This window comes from Pedobacter ginsenosidimutans, assembly GCF_001442625.1.
Lineage (GTDB): Bacteria > Bacteroidota > Bacteroidia > Sphingobacteriales > Sphingobacteriaceae > Pedobacter > Pedobacter ginsenosidimutans.
The window spans coordinates 190,183-210,618 of sequence record NZ_LMZQ01000007.1; the positions used below are offsets into that span (position 1 = coordinate 190,183).

General features: G+C 37.3%; 19 protein-coding genes. 17 read left to right on the top strand and 2 right to left on the bottom strand.

What is annotated here, in order from left to right:
* The first annotated feature begins 1 nt into the window (after position 1).
* The 13 genes from ASU31_RS12685 to ASU31_RS12745 all read left to right on the top strand — a co-directional run bounded on the left by ASU31_RS12685 (position 2) and on the right by ASU31_RS12745 (position 12,767).
* Positions 2 to 964: a glycosyltransferase family 2 protein gene (locus ASU31_RS12685; protein WP_057932669.1), complete on the top strand. Its 963-nt coding sequence runs from the start codon at positions 2 to 4 to the stop codon at positions 962 to 964.
* Between the two features lie 75 nt (positions 965 to 1,039).
* The gene (locus ASU31_RS12690; RefSeq protein WP_057932670.1) at positions 1,040 to 1,660 is read left to right on the top strand and encodes an O-methyltransferase; all 621 of its coding nucleotides are present in this window, start codon (positions 1,040 to 1,042) and stop codon (positions 1,658 to 1,660) included.
* A 5-nt stretch (positions 1,661 to 1,665) separates the two neighbouring features.
* Entirely contained in the window at positions 1,666 to 2,595 is a 930-nt protein-coding gene (locus tag ASU31_RS12695; protein WP_057932671.1) for a hypothetical protein, read from the top strand.
* Positions 2,592 to 3,791, top strand: a complete 1,200-nt coding sequence (locus ASU31_RS12700; protein ID WP_057932672.1) for a glycosyltransferase family protein — start codon at positions 2,592 to 2,594, stop codon at positions 3,789 to 3,791. The genes ASU31_RS12695 and ASU31_RS12700 overlap by 4 nt, the downstream gene beginning before the upstream one ends.
* Positions 3,788 to 5,092, top strand: a complete 1,305-nt coding sequence (locus ASU31_RS12705; protein ID WP_057932673.1) for a glycosyltransferase family protein — start codon at positions 3,788 to 3,790, stop codon at positions 5,090 to 5,092. Before ASU31_RS12700 ends, ASU31_RS12705 begins: the two co-directional genes overlap by 4 nt.
* 34 nt (positions 5,093 to 5,126) lie before the next feature.
* Entirely contained in the window at positions 5,127 to 6,293 is a 1,167-nt protein-coding gene (locus ASU31_RS12710; protein WP_057932734.1) for a glycosyltransferase family 4 protein, read from the top strand.
* Complete coding sequence (locus ASU31_RS12715; protein ID WP_057932674.1) at positions 6,290 to 7,273, top strand: glycosyltransferase; 984 nt, start codon at positions 6,290 to 6,292, stop codon at positions 7,271 to 7,273. Before ASU31_RS12710 ends, ASU31_RS12715 begins: the two co-directional genes overlap by 4 nt.
* A gap of 1 nt (position 7,274) precedes the next feature.
* On the top strand, positions 7,275 to 8,669 hold the full coding sequence (locus ASU31_RS12720) for a hypothetical protein (protein WP_057932675.1): 1,395 nt from the start codon (positions 7,275 to 7,277) through the stop codon (positions 8,667 to 8,669).
* Entirely contained in the window at positions 8,670 to 9,887 is a 1,218-nt protein-coding gene (locus ASU31_RS12725; RefSeq protein ID WP_057932676.1) for an XrtY-associated glycosyltransferase XYAG1, read from the top strand.
* Positions 9,884 to 10,738, top strand: a complete 855-nt coding sequence (locus ASU31_RS12730; RefSeq protein ID WP_057932677.1) for a glycosyltransferase family 2 protein — start codon at positions 9,884 to 9,886, stop codon at positions 10,736 to 10,738. Before ASU31_RS12725 ends, ASU31_RS12730 begins: the two co-directional genes overlap by 4 nt.
* 103 nt (positions 10,739 to 10,841) lie before the next feature.
* Complete coding sequence (gene xrtY / locus ASU31_RS12735) at positions 10,842 to 11,462, top strand: exosortase Y (RefSeq protein WP_057932678.1); 621 nt, start codon at positions 10,842 to 10,844, stop codon at positions 11,460 to 11,462.
* Between the two features lie 7 nt (positions 11,463 to 11,469).
* A complete protein-coding gene (locus tag ASU31_RS12740) occupies positions 11,470 to 12,021 on the top strand; it encodes a WcaF family extracellular polysaccharide biosynthesis acetyltransferase (protein WP_057932679.1) in 552 nt (183 codons plus the stop codon).
* Between the two features lie 2 nt (positions 12,022 to 12,023).
* Positions 12,024 to 12,767 carry a polysaccharide deacetylase family protein gene (locus ASU31_RS12745; protein ID WP_157257991.1) on the top strand — a complete coding sequence of 248 codons (744 nt, stop codon included), beginning with the start codon at positions 12,024 to 12,026 and terminating at the stop codon, positions 12,765 to 12,767.
* On the opposite strand, the gene ASU31_RS12750 is transcribed toward ASU31_RS12745, so the two are convergent.
* The gene (locus ASU31_RS12750; RefSeq protein WP_057932681.1) at positions 12,757 to 13,380 is read right to left on the bottom strand and encodes a class I SAM-dependent methyltransferase; all 624 of its coding nucleotides are present in this window, start codon (positions 13,378 to 13,380) and stop codon (positions 12,757 to 12,759) included. The genes ASU31_RS12745 and ASU31_RS12750 overlap by 11 nt on opposite strands.
* Before the next feature lie 227 nt (positions 13,381 to 13,607).
* On the opposite strand from ASU31_RS12750, the gene pepE reads away from it, so the two are divergent.
* Complete coding sequence (gene pepE / locus ASU31_RS12755; RefSeq protein WP_057932682.1) at positions 13,608 to 14,303, top strand: dipeptidase PepE; 696 nt, start codon at positions 13,608 to 13,610, stop codon at positions 14,301 to 14,303.
* 141 nt (positions 14,304 to 14,444) lie between these two features.
* On the opposite strand, the gene ASU31_RS12760 is transcribed toward pepE, so the two are convergent.
* A complete protein-coding gene (locus ASU31_RS12760) occupies positions 14,445 to 15,716 on the bottom strand; it encodes an MFS transporter (RefSeq protein WP_057932683.1) in 1,272 nt (423 codons plus the stop codon).
* Positions 15,717 to 15,954: 238 nt separating this feature from the next.
* On the opposite strand from ASU31_RS12760, the gene ASU31_RS12765 reads away from it, so the two are divergent.
* From ASU31_RS12765 to ASU31_RS12775, 3 genes are all read left to right on the top strand, one after another.
* Complete coding sequence (locus ASU31_RS12765) at positions 15,955 to 16,704, top strand: hypothetical protein (RefSeq protein ID WP_057932684.1); 750 nt, start codon at positions 15,955 to 15,957, stop codon at positions 16,702 to 16,704.
* Positions 16,705 to 17,229: 525 nt separating this feature from the next.
* The gene (locus tag ASU31_RS12770; RefSeq protein WP_157257992.1) at positions 17,230 to 17,829 is read left to right on the top strand and encodes a GIN domain-containing protein; all 600 of its coding nucleotides are present in this window, start codon (positions 17,230 to 17,232) and stop codon (positions 17,827 to 17,829) included.
* 331 nt (positions 17,830 to 18,160) lie between these two features.
* Positions 18,161 to 20,434 (top strand): GH92 family glycosyl hydrolase, encoded by a 2,274-nt coding sequence (locus ASU31_RS12775; protein ID WP_057932686.1) that lies wholly within the window; start codon positions 18,161 to 18,163, stop codon positions 20,432 to 20,434.
* Positions 20,435 to 20,436 lie beyond the last annotated feature (2 nt).

A 20,436-nucleotide genomic window follows, 5' to 3' on the forward strand; every position in this document is an offset into this window, starting at 1 on the left:
TTTGGCTATAAAAAACACACCTGCTATTTCCATTATTATCCCACTTTACAATGCTGAAAGCTATATCGCTGAGGCAATCAACAGTGTAATTAATCAATCCCTTGAGGATTGGGAATTAATAATTATTGATGATGGAAGTATTGACAACAGTTTATCAATCGCTCAATGTTTCAAATCAGACAAAATTAAAACTTATTCGATAAAAAATTCTGGAGCCTCTGCAGCACGCAACTATGGCTTTAATAAATCGAAAGGTAAATTTATTAAATTCTTCGACGCAGATGATTTGATGTGTGAAAATATGTTAGAATCACAACTTAGTCTTGCCCTTCAATACCCCGATAGTATCATTAGCGCTTCTTGGGGACGTTTTTATGAAAATGATATCCGAACATTTCGATTAAACCAGGAGGAATGTTGGAAAGATATGACATCGGTAGATTGGATCTGTAGCAGTTGGCGAGAGGCACAGACGATGACACAGCCTGGCATTTTCCTCATTCCACGGCAAATTATTGATAAAGTCGGCCTTTGGAACGAGAAGCTCAGCTTAGTGGATGACATGGAATTTTTCACTAAAATCATATTGGGTGCAAAGGGGGTGAAATTTTCATCCAAAGCAATTCTATATTATAGGTCGGGAATGGGAGCCAACGCTCTTTCAGGACATGCGACCAGAAAAGCAATTGAATCCTACTTTCTCGCATTACAATTAAGCACCGGTTATTTACTTGAGTTGAAAGAAGATGTTACAACAAGAATATGTGCTGCGAACATGTGGAAAGGTTTTGTTTATGAATACTACGGTCTTGCAAAAGACCTATCAATAGAGGCAGAATTAAACATCAGTCGCCTTGGAGGCAGCAATCTAAGCTTTCCTTGCGGCGGGACAACTAAAATACTGAACGCTCTATTGGGTTGGAAATTGACAGTATTAATTAAGAAATATTGTGATAGGATCTAATAAAAAAACTTTCAGGCAAGTAACAATATTAACATTTAAAATTAGCAAACACAACATTGGAACATCCAAAAAAATATGCAAACTAGAACTACCTTTACAACACATAACGGCAACCGCGCACCATTACTAAGCTATTTAAGGTTTATTTATGTTTTCTATTTAGCAATAAAAAGAAAATATTTCAATCGATATCCAGAAATGCCCTGGATACCTTTTTCAGCTATAAACAAACTGAATGCTGTTATTAAATCTGATTGGAAAGTTTTAGAAATCGGCGCAGGTATGTCAACTATTTGGCTATCAGAAAGGGCAGAAAAAGTGGTCAGCATTGAAGCTGACCTAAATTGGTATAATAAGTTAGGCGCTATAATTTTAGATAGAAAAATTAACAATATAGATTTACAGTATAAATGGGTTGGGAAAGAGATGGCAGACTTTAGTGATTTCCCGGACAACTATTTCGATCTTATATATATTGACGGAGGCCCACGCGAATGGTGCTGTATTAGTGCAAAAACAAAGGTTAAGAAAGGTGGTTACATATATTTGGATAATTCAGACAATAAAAGTTTATCAGAAAACGGTGCAGCAGTGTTAAAAAATTTCGTCAAAAACGATCAGAATAAAATCGATTTATTTGTAGATTTTGTTCCAGGAAACATAATGGTCAATGAAGGCCTTCTAGTTTGTATTTAATCACGATGATCACGCTCCAAATTTCATTAGCACCTTCCGATTATCCTCATGCAGTACACCTACTAACGCACCAAATCAAAGTTTTTGAAAAACAAGTAGATGAAATACTACTAACTTATGACACTCATAAAAGTAAAGGCCATTTTTCCAACAATTGGGAATTGAATATTGATAAAATGTGGGATTTTTTGGTTGATTTTTCGAAAAGCAACATCAAGATCAGATTAATTAAAATTGATTATTCAAAATCTAAAAATAGAGAAATTTCCCAAAGGTATTTTAGCCGGAACAATATCCCTGCCAAAGACTGGAGAGGAGGGCCTTTTTACACCTATTTCTTCGGCATTAATGAAGCAAAAAACGATTACGTTTTTCATATTGATTCAGATCTTTTTTTTGGTGGGATGAGCAAAAATTGGCTTGAACAGGCTTTGAAACTGTATAATGATGATAAACAAATTTTATTTATTAATCCATTAGCTGGTCCTCCGAAAGCAGACGGAGAGTTGATTGGTCAAATATATTCCAAATATAAAAACAAGCCATTTTATTTTGCTTTTAAATCAATGAGCACCCGTTTGTTCCTTGTAAACAAGGAGAGACTGGTAAATTTTAAACTCGACAATATCCGGACCAGAAATATTGTTCATTTTCTTAAAGCCATATTTAGAGGAAATCCCCCCTTCAAACTCCCTGAAGAGATTCTAAGCTCAAAACTGGAATCGAATCAAATGCTAAGGGTTGACTTTAAGGGTGATGAGCCTGGACTGTGGTCTCTTCATCCTCCTTATCGAACATCTGGGTTTTATGACAATTTACCAGAAATAATTAATAGAATAGAACTTAATGATTTTCCTGAATCTCAAAAAGGTTTCTACGATATTGTCGATGAATTTGTTGATTGGACCGAGGCAAAATCAAAACTAAAAATGTGAAAAAAATACTTTTAGTTTCACCATTTCCGCCTGCTCAAAATCCTCGGTTACTGAAAGAGTACACTACTTTGAAATCCTTTGGTTATGATGTATCCGTAATTTATGGAGAAAAGGATAAATGGTCTTCAGATTTGATCAATAAAAACGATAAAAATTTTATTCGAGTTGGTGGAAAGCATGGTTCTGTATTCCATTTTGTGACGCGTATTATTCATAAACTACTGAAATTGACCAGCCCTATAGATTGGCATTATAATAGAGTAAATTGGTTACTTTATCTTAGAGCACGAAACATCAAAGTAGATTTGTATATCGGCCATAATCTCGCGGCACTTCCTGTAGTAGCTAAACTTGCAAAAAAAAATCAGGCAAAGTATGGATTCGATGCGGAAGATTTCCATAGACAGGTAGATAATGATAATTTAACTAGCACAACATATAAATACGCAAAATATCTTGAAGATAAATATCTAAGAGATGCTAGTTATATTACTGCTGCAAGTCCACTAATTTCTGAACAATATAATTTTTTATACCCAGCCTTGAAACCTAAAGTGATCAATAACGTTTTTTCTAACTCTTATAACATTATACGATCTGCTGAACCAAAACAAAAAAAACAACAGGTTAAATTATTTTGGTTCTCCCAAACAATTGGAAAAGATCGCGGAATCCAGACGGTTATTAAAGCTCTGGGGTTATTACGCAATAAAGATATTTCGTTAACACTTTTGGGATCAGTTAATACTGACACTAAGGGATATTTGGAAAATTTAGTTAGAGATCAACAATTAGCCCCTGAACAACTGATTTTTATAGCTCCTATCGAGCCAGATGAAATATTTAAGATAGCTACTGGATTTGATATAGGGCTAGCATTAGAGCCTGGTTTCTGCCTAAATAACAATATTGCGCTTTCTAATAAGTTATTTACATACATTGCCGCTGGTTTAGCCGTTATCGCGACCGAAACTGCAGCGCAGGGGGCATTTATGGTAAATTATCCGTCGATTGGAAAAACATTTCCAATCAACGGATATAAGGAATTAGCCAACATTCTTGAATATTATTACCAAAGTCCTGATTTATTAAACGAAGCTAAAACTAGTTCTCGCATTATAGCTGCTAAAGAATTAAATTGGGAAAACGAAGGTCGAAAATTCCTAGCCGTCATAAATAAAACCTTTAGTCATTGAAAAAACTCCTGATCATCTCCCCTTACTTTGCTCCATCTAATGCAGCCGATATGCAGCGTGTTAGGATGAGTTTACCTTTTTACAAAGATTTTGATTGGGAAGTTGAGCTTGTTTGCGTTGTAGAAAAACATACTGATGCCGTTTTCGATTATCTATTGAATGATTCTATCCCAGAAAACATCAAAATCCATCGTATAAATGCATTACCTAAAAAATTCACCTATAAATTTGGATTGGGTAGTATTGCATTGAGATCACTTTGGTTTTATAAAAGTTATGTTAACCGTCTTTTAAAAGGAAAAAAATTTGATCTTATTTTTTTTTCTACTACGCAATTTCCTGTTTGTATCCTAGGCCCTTACTGGAAAAAGAAATTTAAAATTCCGTATATCATTGATATGCAAGACCCCTGGTTTACCAATTATTACGAAGATAAACCAAAATATAAACGTCCTAAAAAATATTGGTTCTCCTATCGGTTAGATAAATATTTAGAGCCCTTGGCTATGAAGGATGTGGATGGCTTAATTTCTGTATCTGATGCCTATACACATGATTTAACGTTGCGATATCCACATTTAACTGAAAAACCATCTGCTACCATAACTTTTGGGGGCTTTAAACAGGATCTTGAAATTGCAGCGAATCATAAACACGATTTAAAGCTTGCTTACAATAATGATCCTAACAATAAACATATTGTATATGTAGGCAGAGGTGGTTTCGATATGCAAAAAGCCGTGATGCTCCTATTAAAAGGTTTCAAGATTGGGTTAAAAAGGGATCTAAAGCATTTTGAAAAGCTAAGATTTCATTTTGTAGGTACAAGTTATGCACCGCTTGGAAGCGGTGAAAAAACTTTATTTGGTGTTGCTGAAAAATTAGGTGTTGCCAATTATGTAACAGAACAGACCGATCGAATATCTTTTTATGAAAGTATCTTTAACTTGCAAAATGCAGATGCTCTCTTTATACCGGGGCATGAAAAACCAGCATACACCGCTTCTAAGATTTACCCTTATATCATGACAGAAAAGCCTATTTTGGCTATTTTTAATTTAGAAAGTAGCGCTGCACAGTCTTTGATTAATTGCAATGCTGGATATGTAGCTGATATCCTAAATTTCAAACCTGCTATGGAAACCATTTATGCTTTCTTAAAGGGAGTTGCCGAATGCAACTTACCAAAACTGGAAATCAATTGGACTGAATTTGAACAGTATAGAGCGAAAGCAACGACTAAAAAGCAGTGCGATCTATTTGATCTGGTTCTGCAAAAATATCTTGAACCTAAATCCTAATCATATCTGTGAAACTCCATCTCCAAAGTATTTAATGATAAAAGAAAAAAGACTAGCTGTTGTATTAACGCATCCTGTACAATATTATAGTATTTTATTTCAACAACTGGCTAAATCCTGTGTGCTGGAGGTTTTCTATACGGCGGGAAAAGAAGCATCTGAAATAAAATACGACAAGGGTTTCCAAAAAGAATTTAAGTGGGATATTCCACTCCTTGATGGTTACAATCACTCTTTTTTACAAAATAAGGCAGTAACCCCAGATCATAGCGCGTTCTTTGGGGTAAAAAATATTGATCTTATTTCGTCGCTTGAGCATTTTTCGCCAAACGCCATTCTTTTTTTTGGTTGGTCCTATCATAGCCACCTAAAAGCAATGCGATATTTTACAGGAAAAATTCCAGTCTGGTTCCGTGGTGATTCTACATTACTTGATCATCAAAACTGGTTCAAAAAAAGTTTAAGATGGTTTTTGCTCACCTGGATTTATAGTCATGTTGATAAAGCATTTTATGTGGGTACTGCAAATAAGGCTTATTTTAAGAGGTATGGACTAAAAGATGACCAACTCGTTTATGCGCCTCACGCAATTGACAACGAACGTTTTGGAGCTAATCATCAAATTGAAGCTTCAAATTTACGAGCAGAATTAGGCATCAAAAGAACTGACATATTGATTCTATTCGCAGGGAAATTTGAGCCCAAGAAAAATCCTCTATTATTATTAAGAGCATTCTTAGTGCTAAGTCAACAAAACACACATCTCCTTTTTGTTGGGAATGGTTACTTAGAAAAACAGTTAAAAGAAGAAAGTCAAAATTCGACTCATTCAGATAGGATACATTTTTTAAACTTCCAAAATCAGAGTCAAATGCCCATCATTTATCAAATGTCTGATATATTTTGTCTACCTTCTGAAGGACCAAATGAAACCTGGGGGTTAGCTATAAACGAGGCTATGGCAGCAGGTCGCTCTGTAATTGCTTCGAATGCTGTTGGTTGTTCCACTGATTTGATCAGAGATAATTATAATGGCTTTTGCTTTAGATCAACTGATTTATTTGATCTAAAACAAAAGTTAACACTTTTAACTGAAAATTTTATTTATAAAAAATTCGGTAAAAGATCTAAAAATATTATTGCTGATTGGAATTACAATCAACAAGTTCTCGTAATACTAAATGAACTTAATCAAAAATGAAGGAAGAAAAGTCATTTTTTAAAAAAATTGCAGTTATCCTTCCTGTTTTCAATGGTGGAGAGTTTCTATCGGATTCTGTTAAATCTGTCTTAGAACAAGAGAATAACGATTATGAGTTTATCGCATGTGATGATGCATCTACCGATTTAAGCTTAGCAAAGCTGTTAGAACTAAAATCTCTTTTCCCTGAAAACTTTACAGTAATATCTAATGCAAAGAATGAAGGTTTATTCAGGACATTAAATAAATTAATTGGTAGTTCAAAAGCTCCCCTTATTCACCTTTGGTCTCAAGATGATATCATGAAGCCTAATTGTTTAACTGAATGTATTAAATTCCATGAAAATCATGATAACATAAGCATGAGTTATCATGACACAGAATATATTGATGAAAAAGGGGAAATAATCCCAAACGATAAGCAAGATGGAACTCCGACCATTATTACTACTTCTAGGTATGCCAATATATCGGTTCGTTGGGGATGTATAGCCGGAAATATTGCAAATGTAACACTTAAAAGAAGCTATCTTAATAAAGCTGGCCTGTTTAATGAAGATTTGGTTGTTAGTGGCGATTTTGAATTGTGGACAAGGCTTGCTTCTATTTCAAACATTGGGCGGAACCCGGAAAAATTGATTTATCTTAGGAGACATGCGGGTCAATTTAGTAGAAATTACAAAAGCATTTTCCAACGTATACAGGAAGACATTGCCATTCACAAAAAAATAATCGGATTACTGCCAAATAAAGAGCAAAAAATTGCCTTACGATGGTGGCGATGGAAAACATTAACGTCGTATTTTAATGACCTTTTATTTTTACTATTAAGAAAAGAATATGTTGAATTCAGCAAACTACTGAAGTTATTGAAGGAAAAAAACAACATATTTAAAATAAGTATGAGATGGTTTTTAATACGAATTATGAGATTAATAAAATTGGATATTTATTTTTATAAAAAAGTACTCGACCGTTAGGATGAATAATTTTCAAAAAATTGGTCCAACAGGCAAAATACTTCTATCTCTGTTATTAGTTTACGCTATCACAAGTAAAAATCCAAGTGAAACCATAATTGCTATTCTTATCCCTTTTTTATTAATCCCCTTACTATGGAAGAAAAATGAATCGCCATTTCTTTTCATGGGTTTAATGTTGCAATGGCTATCAATAAATATTAAAGTTTTTTATGCAAATTTTGAGAGACTAAAGTTTGAAGACACCTTTGAAAATTATAGAGATATAGAGAAAGCATTTTATTTTAGTAATATAGGATTGCTATCAATAGCTTTAGGTATATTTTTAATCATACGCAAGTTTAGAATATCTGACATTGAATATTCCAAACTGGCTTTAACCTATGATTCTAGGAAAATTGTACCGATTTATCTTATCGTAGCTATCATCTACCCTATTATTTCTGAAGGATCTTTTCGTTTTGGGGGGCTACAACAACCTATTTCTAAACTCGCAGATTTTAAGTGGATGGTATTTTTTATATTCATGCTCAGTTGCCTCTATACTAAACAATTCAAACTTTTTGCGATCATAGCTATTGCTGAGGTAGTAATGAGTTTAACTGGATTCTTCTCTAGTTTCAAAGATTATTTCTTGGTTATTTTTGGGGGTATTCTAATCATCTATGGAAGGAGCCTGAAATTCAAACAGATCCTGCCACTGACAGCACTTACTGCAATACTTATTTATATGATTATCATCTGGCAATATGTGAAGCCAGAATACCGTCAATACCTGAATGGTGGTGCAATGACCCAGAATAATATCCGCACAACAGGAGAGTCACTTTCAAAACTTGGTGAGATAGTAAGTAAGGTTGACCAGCAGTCAGTTAACTCAGGTTTCAAGCAAACAGTAGACCGCCTCTCATATATTGATTTCTTTTCGGCCACAATCGATTATGTACCAAGAGTAATCCCCCATACTCATGGTCGTTTATGGAGCGATGCGGTTGGACGCGTATTACAGCCTCGTATTCTTTTTCCAAACAAAAAGGCAATTGATGATTCAGAAACCACCCGCCAATATTCTGGTATGATGGTAGCCGGAACAGAACAAGGCACTTCGATCAGTTTAGGTTACATGACCGAAAATTATATTGATTTCGGAATGCCCGGCATGTTTTTCAGTTTATTTGGCTATGGTTTATTGATTGGTTTGGTTTATAAATATGTAATGACCAGCAGCCCCGATAAGTTGATTGGAACGGCAATGGTTATACCCTTATTTATTTTAATTTACCTTTTCGAATCTGCGCTTAATAAACTGATCGGTGGTTTGCTGATGTACCTTTTGATTTATGAACTTATCCGTCGTTTCGCACTTAAAACTTTTTTAAAACAGATTAAAATTTAATTGAAAATCATTCAAGTTTCTGCTTCTTACAAACCGGCGTATATTTACGGCGGGCCTATACAGAGCGTTGCGAAACTGTGCGAAGCAATGGCAGCGCTAAGCGACAGGCGGGAGGCGAAAAGCGAAGTTGACTTACAGGTTTTAACGACTACAGCAAACGGAACATCTGAACTAGACGTAACCATAGGGAAAACTACTTTAGTCGACGGAGTAAAAGTTAGCTATTTTAAACGCTGGACTAAAGATCATAGTCATTTTTCGCCTGGATTGTTGTGGAATTTACGGAAAAAGATCCTTCGTTACACTCAGGATGACAAGCTAAGTATTCAGGATGACAAATTGATTATTCACATTCATGCCTGGTGGAACCTCGTTTCGGTCTTAAGCTGTTTGGTGGCAAAGTGGTATGGGATGCAGGTAGTGCTTTCGCCAAGGGGTATGCTTACAGTTTATTCGCAGCATAACCGAAGTTCATTTTCCAAAAAGCTTCTGCACAAGCTGATCGGAAAAAAGCTTTTGCAATATTGCCATGTCCACGCCACCAGTATTCAGGAAAAGCGCGATATCCTTGAGATCATTACGCCAAGAAGCATTACAGTAATCCCGAATTTAGTCAATTTAACTTCAGAAGTACCGAGCATAAAGTATCAAGTATCAAGTCGGAATAACCTTAATTCACCAAGTTTCAAACTTATTTTTCTTTCACGTATTGAAAAAAAAAAAGGACTTGAGCTGTTGTTCGATGCCCTATCCTTACTCGATATAGATTGGCAGCTTACCATTGCAGGTTCGGGCAAAAAGGAATATGTTGCAGACTTACAGGTAAAAGCGCAAAGGTTAAAACTAGATCATCGCATCAATTGGATTGGACAGGTTTCAGATCAGAACAAATATGGGTTAATGGCCAAACACGATTTATTGGTACTGACCTCCTATAACGAAAATTTTGCAAACGTGGTCATTGAAAGTTTAAGTGTCGGAACACCCGTTTTAATATCTGATCGAGTGGGTTTATCAGATTATGTATGCGAGCAGCAATTGGGCTGGGTATGCGCACTGGAAGCCAACGATATTAAAGAAAAATTAATAACCTCGTATCGCGCTCAAGAAGCCAGAGAAAAGATGAAGCAATCTGCACCAGAAATCATCAGGAGAGATTTTAATGATCAAGCTTTGGCTAAACGATACCTAGCGTTGTATAGAAGATTGGCCCAATGAACCAGGAATTCAGCTTTATCATTTTAACTTTTAACGAAGAGGTCCATCTTCCCCGTTTATTAGCCTCCATCAAAGATCTACAGGCCAATACCTTCATTCTGGATAGCGGAAGTACTGATGGAACGTTAAATATTGCTAAAACATATGGTGTAGAAGTAAAAAACCATGCTTTTATCAATCATCCTAAACAATGGGATTTTGCGCTGAAAAATTTTAATATTAAAACGCCATGGACAATCGGACTAGATGCCGATCAATTAGTTACGCCAGAACTTTTCAACCAACTTCAAAAATTTAGGCACACAGATTTCGAAGGTATAAACGGGATTTATTTTAACAGAAAAAACTATTTCCAAGGGAGCTGGATCCGCTATGGGGGCTACTACCCTATTTATCTGTTGAAGATGTTCAGAACCGGAATCGGTTATTCTGATTTGAATGAGAATATGGATCACCGCTTTATTGTTCCAGGCAAAACCGTCATCTGGACGAAGGGGCACTTGGTGGAAGAAAATCTTAAAGAGAATAATATCGATTTCTGGTTTAAAAAACATGAAAAATATAGCGACCTGATTGCTGAGGAAGAAATAGAGCGGACGAAAAAGCTACGTTTTCAAACATTAAAACCAAATATATGGGGCAATCCTGACGAAAAAAAAGCCTGGCTAAAAAGGCTTTGGTGGAAATTGCCGCTGGGATTGCGCCCCTATTTGTATTATGGCTACCGCATGGTAGTTCAATTCGGTATCCTTGACAATAAAACCGCCAGAAAATTCCATTATCTACAGGGGCTCTGGTTTAGAAAACTGATAGATAGAAAAATTCTGGCCTTGCGAAAGCAAAATGAATAATGATCTATACCCTCACACCCATCATAATTAATCGTACAATCAGTATATTACAACCATCCCGCTTTAAATCAGAAAAACTTACCTTTGTACATCCGAAGAAGATATGAACGAAATCCAGGCCAAAGAAGCTAGAAAACAAGCAAATAGAAAAGCAATAAAATTTATAGTAGCGCTTTTTATATTATATATCTTATTCAGCCAGGCAAACCTGTTTATGAACAGTGTAACTAGCCCAGACGCAAAATATTATAACGCAACAATCAGTACACATTTCAATTATATACAAGGATTAAGAACAGCATTAATCGTTCCTGCTGTATGGATCATCAAAGCCTTTGGTTTTTACGCCATCTATAACGAAACGGATGTGATGGTTGTGGCAGGCCCGTACCTCCGCGTTAATTATTCTTGTTTGGGGCTTGGAGTGATGAGTTTTTTGGCTGCCTTTGTACTGGCATTCCCAGCACCGTGGAAATCGACCTTTAAGATGCTGGCTATTGGGATTTTAACCATCTATATTTTAAATGTCTGCCGGATTGCTGGTTTAGGTGTTTTACTTGGTTTTTTTGAATCCCAACGACAAAACTTTACCTACCACCACGAAATCTTTAATATTATTGTTTATATCTGCATTTTCACTCTATTGTATTTCTGGATCAAGAAAAATACCAGGAAAACGGACAAAATAGAAGTTGGAGAGAACGATCAACCAAAAGAAGATTAATATTCCATTGAATAAAACTCAGCTCTATAAAAACTTTAATACCGGCGATTTTAAGATCGGCGCATCACTATTGAAACAGTTTTTATGGTACTTTACCGATGTATTCTTTTTTAAAAGCAGACTTATACCGAGCAGTTCGGTACTTGTGTTCTTATTGAGGTTATACGGAGCGAAGATCGGAAAAGAAGTTCGTATTAAACCCGGCATTCATATCAAATATCCATGGAAGCTTATTATAGGTGATTACAGCTGGCTTGCCGATTGTTATATCGAGAATTTAGATCTTGTGCGCATTGGTGCAAACTGCTGTATCTCGCAGAATGCCATGCTAATGACGGGAAATCATAATTATGCCAAAACCAGTTTCGATCTGATTACTAAACCAATTTTAATCGAAGATGGCGTATGGATCGGTGCTGAAGCCAAAGTTGCTCCTGGCCTTCATTTATTCAGTCATGCTGTACTTTCCATGGGTAGTGTTGCAACCAACGATCTTGAAGCCTATTCCATCTATCAGGGCAACCCCGCCATAAAAACAAGAAAAAGGGAAATCCACTAGTCTTGAACATTCCAATTATCATGCTCCACCATATCAATAATCTTCCCGGTCCAGGCCTGGAAAATTGGAGCATCAGTGAAGAAAAGTTCATCCTCTTGCTCGACACCATTGAAAAGCATGGGTTTACTACCACTACTTTTGAACTGTTAAAAGATCATAATCACCAAAGGCGGCAGAAGGAAGTGATCCTGAGTTTTGATGATTGCCCGGCTGCACTTTTTGAATTCGCTATTCCAGAACTACTGAAACGAAATATGAAAGCTGTATTTTTTATCCCAACGGGCGAAATTGCTGGTTTTAACAGGTGGGATGTATCGGAACAGGGCTTTTCAAGGTTCAGTTTAATGAATGCCGAGCAGCTCATTTATCTTTCTAATCTCGGCATGGAGATTGCGAGCCATGGCAAACATCACCTAAGGGCAAATAAAATCAGTGAAGAAGTATTTTATCAGGAAATTTTGGCTGCCAAAAATGAACTCGAAGCGCTTCTGCAGAAAGATATAGTTGCCCTTGCCTATCCCTATGGCGAGGTTCCCAAAAATTACAAAACACTGGTCAGCCAGGCAGGCTATACTTTTGGACTTTCGATCTATCAGCGGAGATCGAATCAGTTTGCACTGCGTAGGATAGGCATCCACACGCGCGATACCGAGAGCTCCATATCTTTTAAACTGAGTAAGTCCTATCAGTTTATGCGTACATTCTTCGATCCAATTCTCTGGATAAAAAAGGCTACTAGGGTCTAAATACCACCACTTTCCATTTTTGATTGTTTTCATTAAGTATCTCTTGAAAAGAGATAAAATTGAAGTGCTTTTTGAGTTTCTCCCAGATCACATCATGGCCTAAAAAATCGCACATGGAAATAATGAAATACCCACCCTTATTTAAGTTCTGGTTTATACATTTCTGAATGGTATTTAACGGCCTGTTGAAATAATACAAGGTTTCATTGAAGATGATTACATCAAACTTCCCTTCCAACTTTTGATAGTCGAAATCTAACTGCTTAAAATTAGCCTTCGAAAATGAAGCTTTTGCTTTTTCAACTGCATTGCCGGATATATCGATTCCTAGGTAATTTAATGGTTCTGCTGCCGCTTTAAGGTAATGATAAAGGACCCCCTGTCCGCAGCCCACATCTAAAATCTTACCCGATCCATACTTTTTAAACAGATCTACAATAGCTAAATAATGATCTTTTTCAGCTTCAGCGTAAAGATAATCCCAATCCTTACCACAAAACTGTTTTTCCCATATACTTTTTGATACTCTATTACCAAAGCCAAATCGTGATAAAACAAAGATGTAGACCTGATGTCTGATTTTATTTTTGACCTTATCGAAAAGAAGCTCCATGTTAAAAATCGGGATTGATAGACGAATAATTCTCCAGAAAGATGATTCTTTTGAGGATCATAAATATTTGTAAACAAATATAATTTTCCTAGTGGAGAGATGAACAATAAAAAATATTTTATTCTCGTTTTAAAAATCGAACTGAATTTCTATTTAAACCCAAAAGTCTGTTCATTTTTTAACTTTGCAAAACAAGCTTTTAAAAACTGGAAAATAAATTTACCAAAATGAATGTTATCCTGGCCTCTACTTCTACGCTGTTTGGCGGTAATTATCTGGAATACCTAAAAGATGAGCTCATCACGCTCTTTGCCGGAATAGATGAAATTATATTTATCCCTTATGCAAGGCCAGGAGGCATTTCGCATGAAGAATATACTGCCAAAGCCCGAGATTTTTTCTCACAGCTAAATATCAGCGTTAAAGGCCTGCACGAATTTAACAACCCCATTGAGGCGATCCACGCAGCCCAAGGATTTTTTACCGGGGGAGGCAATACTTTTCTGCTGGTAAAAACACTTCATGAACTCGGACTAATGAAGCATCTAAGTGAAAACATCAAACTTGGTAAAGCTTATCTGGGCTGTAGCGCCGGAAGCAATATCGGTGGCATAAACATGAAAACCACCAATGATATGCCTATTGTGTATCCGCCCTCTTTTGATTGCATGGAACTGGTTCCTTTTAACCTTAATCCTCATTATCTTGACCCAAATCCGGAATTAAAACATAACGGAGAAACAAGGGAAACCAGGATCATGGAGTTTCTAACGCAGAATAGCATAAAGGTAGTGGGGCTGCGCGAAGGCAATTGGATCAGGATACTAGGCGATGAAATCACTACACAGGGAAGTGAAAACACAAGGATTTTTGAAGCAGGCAAAGCGCCATATGAGCTATCGCCAGGTAGTTCTTTGTTATAATTAATTTATTGAGGAACAATACAGTGATCAAAAAATAAACCCCAAATATCTACAAGTTATGATGGATTTAGCATCATAAACTTGTAGATATTATTCTTTGCATGTATTTGATGAATAATGTATTAAGTGATTATCTTTTAGTTACAAAGCTACAGACCTGCTCTTTTTTCGTGAACGCAGGTAGATAACTAATCCGCCGAACGCCACAATCAATATGATAGGGATAATCAATGTAGCCTGCAGAATTTCAGGACCCGCCAGATTTTTGGCATTGGCAAGCGCTTGCGCTGATGCTGAATTTTCAGGAGCTTTTAAATAAACACTTAACGAGGCACCAGCAGGTAAATGTTTAACAATCAGGTTATCGTAAAAGTTCCCCATAAACATGGTATAAATAGAAACAGCAAACATCCCCGCACCCCCCATCAGGTTTAGGCCTAGTGCTCCTGATTTAGGGACATTCTCGGCCACAAAACCGATCATGGTCGGCCAGAAATAACAAACGCCTATGCCGAAAATGATTGCAGCGAAAAAAATAGAATTTCCGGTAAAAGTGCTCAGCATGTAAAGTCCGGCTGCAGCAAATATTGCAGACAAGAGCAGTACGCCCTGAGGGGCAAGACGGTGAACCACAGGTTCGGCAAAACCGCGGCCGATTACCATAATCCCGGTAGTCAGGGTGAGCAATAAAATGGCATTATCCGTTACGTTTTTCAACAGTAAACCTATCCATTGACCTGTAAATAATTCGGTAATGGCCGTACCGAACATACAGATGAACATAAAGATAAACAATGGAGAAAGTACTGCTTTATACATATCCGAACTAGAATAACCAGATGATACCCTTTCGGTAACCGGAAAATCTAACTTTGAAAACAGGTATCCATAAATTAAAGTAGGAATAATCATCATGGCCACCTGCACCTTCCACCCCAGTCCAAGCTGAACAAACAAGGTAACCAGCAAGGTACCAATCACAATGCCCCCTGGAAACCATAGGTGAAAATGATTTAAACGGGTGGTTTTATTTTCGGGGTATAAAGCGGCTACCAATGGGTTACATGCGGCCTCTACTGTACCGTTGGCAATCCCGATTAACAGCGTAGATAAAAACAGGCTCCAGTAGCCCTGAGCAAAAATGGTAAGCACAATTCCGGCCAGATGGAAGATAAAGGCCATTACCAGCAAACGTTTCATGCCGATCATATCGACCACAAATCCTCCGACCACAATAGCCAGCGGAAATCCCCAGAAAGCAGCTGCCGTAATAGTGCCCAATTGGGAGGTACTCAATTGAAAATCGATCCCGAGCTGGTTCATGATCCCGGCCCGGATGCCGAAGGAAAGCGAAGTAACCAATAACGCCAGGCAGCTTGCCCAGAATAGTTTGGTGTTTTGAATGTTAAGCATATGTTTGGTTTATATTGGTTTAATTTTGAAATAAAAAAAAGGGTTTTGTCTAAATTTAGAAATATTTTTGTGATAAATAGTTGTTCTTTCTTCACTAGTGCGATCTGATGTATTCAAGCGGCTACGCCTACTGTAGGTAATTGATTAATATGGATCGTGTTACTGAACGATAAATTTGATTTTCTCCGTTTCATTCTATAAATTGAGACGGAATCTTATCCAGGCTCCATTAACCATTATGAAAAGATATCTTTTTATTCTCTTTTTAGCAATCTCTTTTTCTGTACAGGCACAGTCTAATACTGCCAATTACAAATACATCATTGTGCCGGAGAAATTTAGTTTTCTCAAACAGATTAATCAATATGGCTTAAATACCCTTACCAAGGCCTTTTTTGAGGAAAAGGGTTTTACGGTGTATTTTGATAATTCTGAAATACCAGAAGAAATTGCAACAGATAGATGCAAGGCCCTGGTAGTAGAATTGCAGGAAAATAACAGCATGTTCGTTACCAATCTTACCCTTTTACTTAAGGATTGTAAGGGCGCTGTAGTGATAAAGAGCAAGGCAGGTAAAAGCAGGGAGAAAGAATACGAGACTTCTTATAATTTAGCACTGAAAGACGCATTTACGTCCTTTAACGATTTTAAGTATGTAGCGGGCAACCCAACTACGGTTACCACTTCAACACCTGCCCCGGCAAACGTAGCGGCTAAAGCAGCACCTGCACCGGTTAATCAGCCAATCGTCGCCAAAACAGAACAACAAGAGGGGCTACTATATGCCCAACCCATAAGCAATGGCTACCAACTGATAGATGCAACGCCTAAAATTGTAATGACCTTACTCAAAACCTCTGTAGAAGATTGTTACATTTCCAACAACGGAAACGGGAACGGCGTAGTTTTAAAAAAGAATGGAACCTGGTTCTTCGAGTACTACAAAAACAATGTTCTTGTTTCCGAAAAACTATCGATTAAATTTTAGCCATTATAGCGAACCCGAAAGGGCAGAATATCAAACATCTGCCCACTCAAACCCAAGTTCTGAGCTTGGGTAATATTGATTTAACCCACCTTTCTGGATTATCAACATAGGCCATTTTTTTTCAGGCAGGTAAGTAATTCCGCCAATCTATCTGTTTGGAGTATTACAGGCTCGTAGCTGTTTAACCAGCCTTACTTTTTTCTTTCATTTTTTTCATCTGTACGGTCTTTCTCATGACCTCAATTTATTGGAACTTACCGCAAAAGGTTAACAGGCCTTTAAAGCAAATGTTTAGCTTTTGTTAATTCTAAGCCAACAAGATTAAAGTTGTACATAGAATTAAGCGGCAGGTATGGAAGTATTCGTAAAAATGAACTCCTTTTCGCCCGATTTTTAAACCTGTTCGTCGAGAATTAAGCTGTGTTGGTATAATTGAGCATTTTCTGCTGCAACGTTTCGGCCATGGTGGCGTCTTATCTACAAAACAATCATAAAATATTAATTAAAAATATAAACAACAGCATTATGAAAACCTCAATCAAAACCCTAACAAAATCAGTATTAGCAGCTATCGTTTTAACTTCTGCTATTTTCTCAACAAGTGTAATGGCAGGCGAGAAACAGCCAATCAAAATGTCGGCACCTAAAAACATCAGCCAGGTTATTGTAAGCGGAAATGTAGAAATTACGTTGATACAAGGAGAAAAAGAAAGTGTAAGCTACAATGACGACAACACTGGTAAAGTAAAAGTGATCCAGGATGGACATGCATTAAAAATCAGTTCAGTAGATAGAAATATGGCGAAGATTACCGTTTATGTAAACAACATCTATAGAGTACAGGCTTCTGAAAATGCCGTAGTTAAAACAGCGGGCAAATTGGATGCTAAATATCTTCAGTTATTCTTAAAAGGAAATGCAGTTGCCGAAATCGATTCAGATACAGAAAGTTTATATACAGTAATTGAAGGCCGTGCAGATTTAAAATTAAGCGGAGCCACCGGAGAGCATATCTTAGTAATGGGAAGCACGCCAAAATTGAATCTAGACAGATTTGCAGCAATGAAAACACAAATAAGCTCACCAGTAACCAGTACAGAACAAACTGCTTCATTAGCGAAATAATAAATAGAAATTTAACAATCGAAGAGCGATGAAATCTATTCATCGCTCTTTTTTGTTGATACACCACTCACGCTTAAGCCGTAACCTAATTTTTTGGCACCAGGCATTGTAATTTTACTCGGGTAAAATACAACATGCTAAATAGGAAAGAACTTTTTCTGCTGTTGATTTTTTGATAAACTGATCCTTTCCATTAGATTTGATAAATCGTTTTACTATTTAAGTAGGTTAAAAAATTTACATCATTAATGATACAGTCGGCAATTCATCAGCGGGCTGAATATCGTTTTTGAAAGTACTATGTTTATCACATCTAATCGAAATCCATTACATGAAAAAATATACATATTCTTTATTGAGCGCAATGTTTTTGCTAATAGCTTGTATCAATTTTGCACATGCACAAGCTAAAAAACAACCCGTAGACTATGTTAACCCATACATTGGTAACATTAGCCATTTACTTGTACCCACTTATCCTACTGTTCATTTACCTAACAGCTTATTGCGGGTTTATCCTGAGCGTGATAATTTTACCAGTAATACTATAGATGGTTTGCCTGTTGTGGTTACCAGCCACCGGGGCAGCTCAGCCTTTAATTTGAGTCCGTTTCAGGGCGACCTCAAAAATGTGGGTAAGGTAATTTCTTATGGCTACGACAATGAGGTGATTAAGCCTTATTATTATGAAGTTGATCTGGATGATTTTGGGATAAATGTACAATTTGCGCCATCGCACCAATCGGGGATATATGCGCTCAATTTTTCGCAGACAAATGTTCCGGCTTATCTGGTTTTAAACACGAGGAACGGGGCGCTAAAGGTGAGCCAGAATGTGGTAAGTGGTTTTCAGAAACTAGACAATAATACCAAGGTTTACCTCTATTTCGAAACTGATTTAACACCCGTTGAATCAGGCAGGCATCAAGAAACTCAAATTGATTCTAGGGAACAGTCTGCTTCCGGCCGTGATGCTCATCTTATTTTAAAATTTCCTGCTCAAACCAAGCAGATTAAGGCACGTTATGGCATATCATTTATCAGTGAAGAACAGGCAAAACACAATCTCCGTCGAGAAATCAAGGATTATAACCTGAACCAGGTGGCGCAGACAGGAAAGAATATCTGGAATGCCACGCTTGGAAAGATCATGGTAACAGGCACTGATGAAACAGCCAAAACCATATTTTACACTTCCCTTTATCGCACTTACGAAAGAATGATCAGCTTATCTGAAGATGGAAGGTATTTTAGTGCCTTCGACGGAAAAGTGCACAATGACAATGGCATGCCATTTTTTACTGACGACTGGATTTGGGATACCTACCGGGCAACACACCCACTCCGTGTGATTATTGAGCCAAAAATGGAAAGCGATATGATTAATTCTTATCTGCGAATGGCACAACAGATGAAGGACCATTGGATGCCAACTTTTCCGGAGGTAACTGGTGATAGCCGGAGGATGAACAGCAATCATGGTGTGGCCACCGTAATTGATGCTTATAACAAGGGTTTGAGGAATTTTAATCTTGATGAAGCTTATCAGTATTGTAAAGCAGCCATTACCGAAAAAACCCTGGCCCCGTGGTCGTCAAAAAAGGCAGGTGTTTTAGATCAGTTTTTTAAAGATAATGGCTATTTTCCTGCTTTACCTGAAGGCGAAAAAGAAACTGCAGCAGAAGTTCATGGTTTTGAAAAACGTCAACCGATAGCCGTTACCCTCGGTACGGTTTATGATGAATGGTGCCTGGGCAATATTGCTCAGCAATTGGGTAAAACCGACGAAGCCAAATACTTTTTAGATAAAAGTAGCAGCTACCATACGGTGTTTAATCCCGACACCCGATTTTTTCATCCGAAAGATGCGGAAGGTAAATTTATTAAACCGCTGGATTACCGCTTTTCGGGCGGACTTGGTGCCAGAGAAACTTACGACGAAAACAATGGCTGGCTTTACCGATGGGATGTGTTGCACAACCTGGGCGATTTGGTAAATATGATTGGCGGCAAACAGGCTTTTGTTGATGAACTGGAGAAAATGTATAATACACCGCTTGGCAAAAGCAGATTTGATTTTTATTCGCAGTTGCCTGATCATACGGGTAATGTTGGGCAGTTTTCTATGGGTAATGAACCTGCTATGCATATTCCTTATTTGTACAATTATGCGGGACAGCCCTGGCGCACGCAAAAAAGAGTAAGGAGTTTATTAAGTCAGTGGTTCCGCAACGATTTAATGGGTATCCCAGGCGATGAAGATGGCGGTGGCCTTACTTCTTTTGTAGTATTTTCGCAGATGGGTTTTTACCCGATAACCCCAGGCTTGCCCATGTATGTAATTGGCAGCCCCACTTTTGCCAACGTAAAACTTGATCTGGGAAATGGCAAAAAGTTTGAGCTGAACTGTATAAACTATTCTCCTGAAAATAAATACATTCAATCGGCTAAACTGAACGGGCAAGCATGGAATAAATCGTGGTTTGCTCACGAGGATTTAATGAAAGGGGGCAAATTGGAGCTGGTAATGGGCAAACGTCCTAATAAATTATGGGCGGCGGATGAAGCGTCACTTCCCCCTTCGTTTAAAATGCCTGCTAAATAAAA

Coding starts and splice junctions, on each gene's coding strand:
- ASU31_RS12690 (WP_057932670.1), top strand. CDS start 1,040: ATGCAAACTAGAACTACCTTTACAACACATAACGGCAACCGCGCACCA.
- ASU31_RS12695 (WP_057932671.1), top strand. CDS start 1,666: ATGATCACGCTCCAAATTTCATTAGCACCTTCCGATTATCCTCATGCA.
- ASU31_RS12710 (WP_057932734.1), top strand. CDS start 5,127: ATGATAAAAGAAAAAAGACTAGCTGTTGTATTAACGCATCCTGTACAA.
- ASU31_RS12715 (WP_057932674.1), top strand. CDS start 6,290: ATGAAGGAAGAAAAGTCATTTTTTAAAAAAATTGCAGTTATCCTTCCT.
- ASU31_RS12720 (WP_057932675.1), top strand. CDS start 7,275: ATGAATAATTTTCAAAAAATTGGTCCAACAGGCAAAATACTTCTATCT.
- ASU31_RS12730 (WP_057932677.1), top strand. CDS start 9,884: ATGAACCAGGAATTCAGCTTTATCATTTTAACTTTTAACGAAGAGGTC.
- xrtY (WP_057932678.1), top strand. CDS start 10,842: ATGAACGAAATCCAGGCCAAAGAAGCTAGAAAACAAGCAAATAGAAAA.
- ASU31_RS12750 (WP_057932681.1), bottom strand. CDS start 13,380: ATGGAGCTTCTTTTCGATAAGGTCAAAAATAAAATCAGACATCAGGTC.
- pepE (WP_057932682.1), top strand. CDS start 13,608: ATGAATGTTATCCTGGCCTCTACTTCTACGCTGTTTGGCGGTAATTAT.
- ASU31_RS12760 (WP_057932683.1), bottom strand. CDS start 15,716: ATGCTTAACATTCAAAACACCAAACTATTCTGGGCAAGCTGCCTGGCG.
- ASU31_RS12765 (WP_057932684.1), top strand. CDS start 15,955: ATGAAAAGATATCTTTTTATTCTCTTTTTAGCAATCTCTTTTTCTGTA.
- ASU31_RS12770 (WP_157257992.1), top strand. CDS start 17,230: ATGAAAACCTCAATCAAAACCCTAACAAAATCAGTATTAGCAGCTATC.
- ASU31_RS12775 (WP_057932686.1), top strand. CDS start 18,161: ATGAAAAAATATACATATTCTTTATTGAGCGCAATGTTTTTGCTAATA.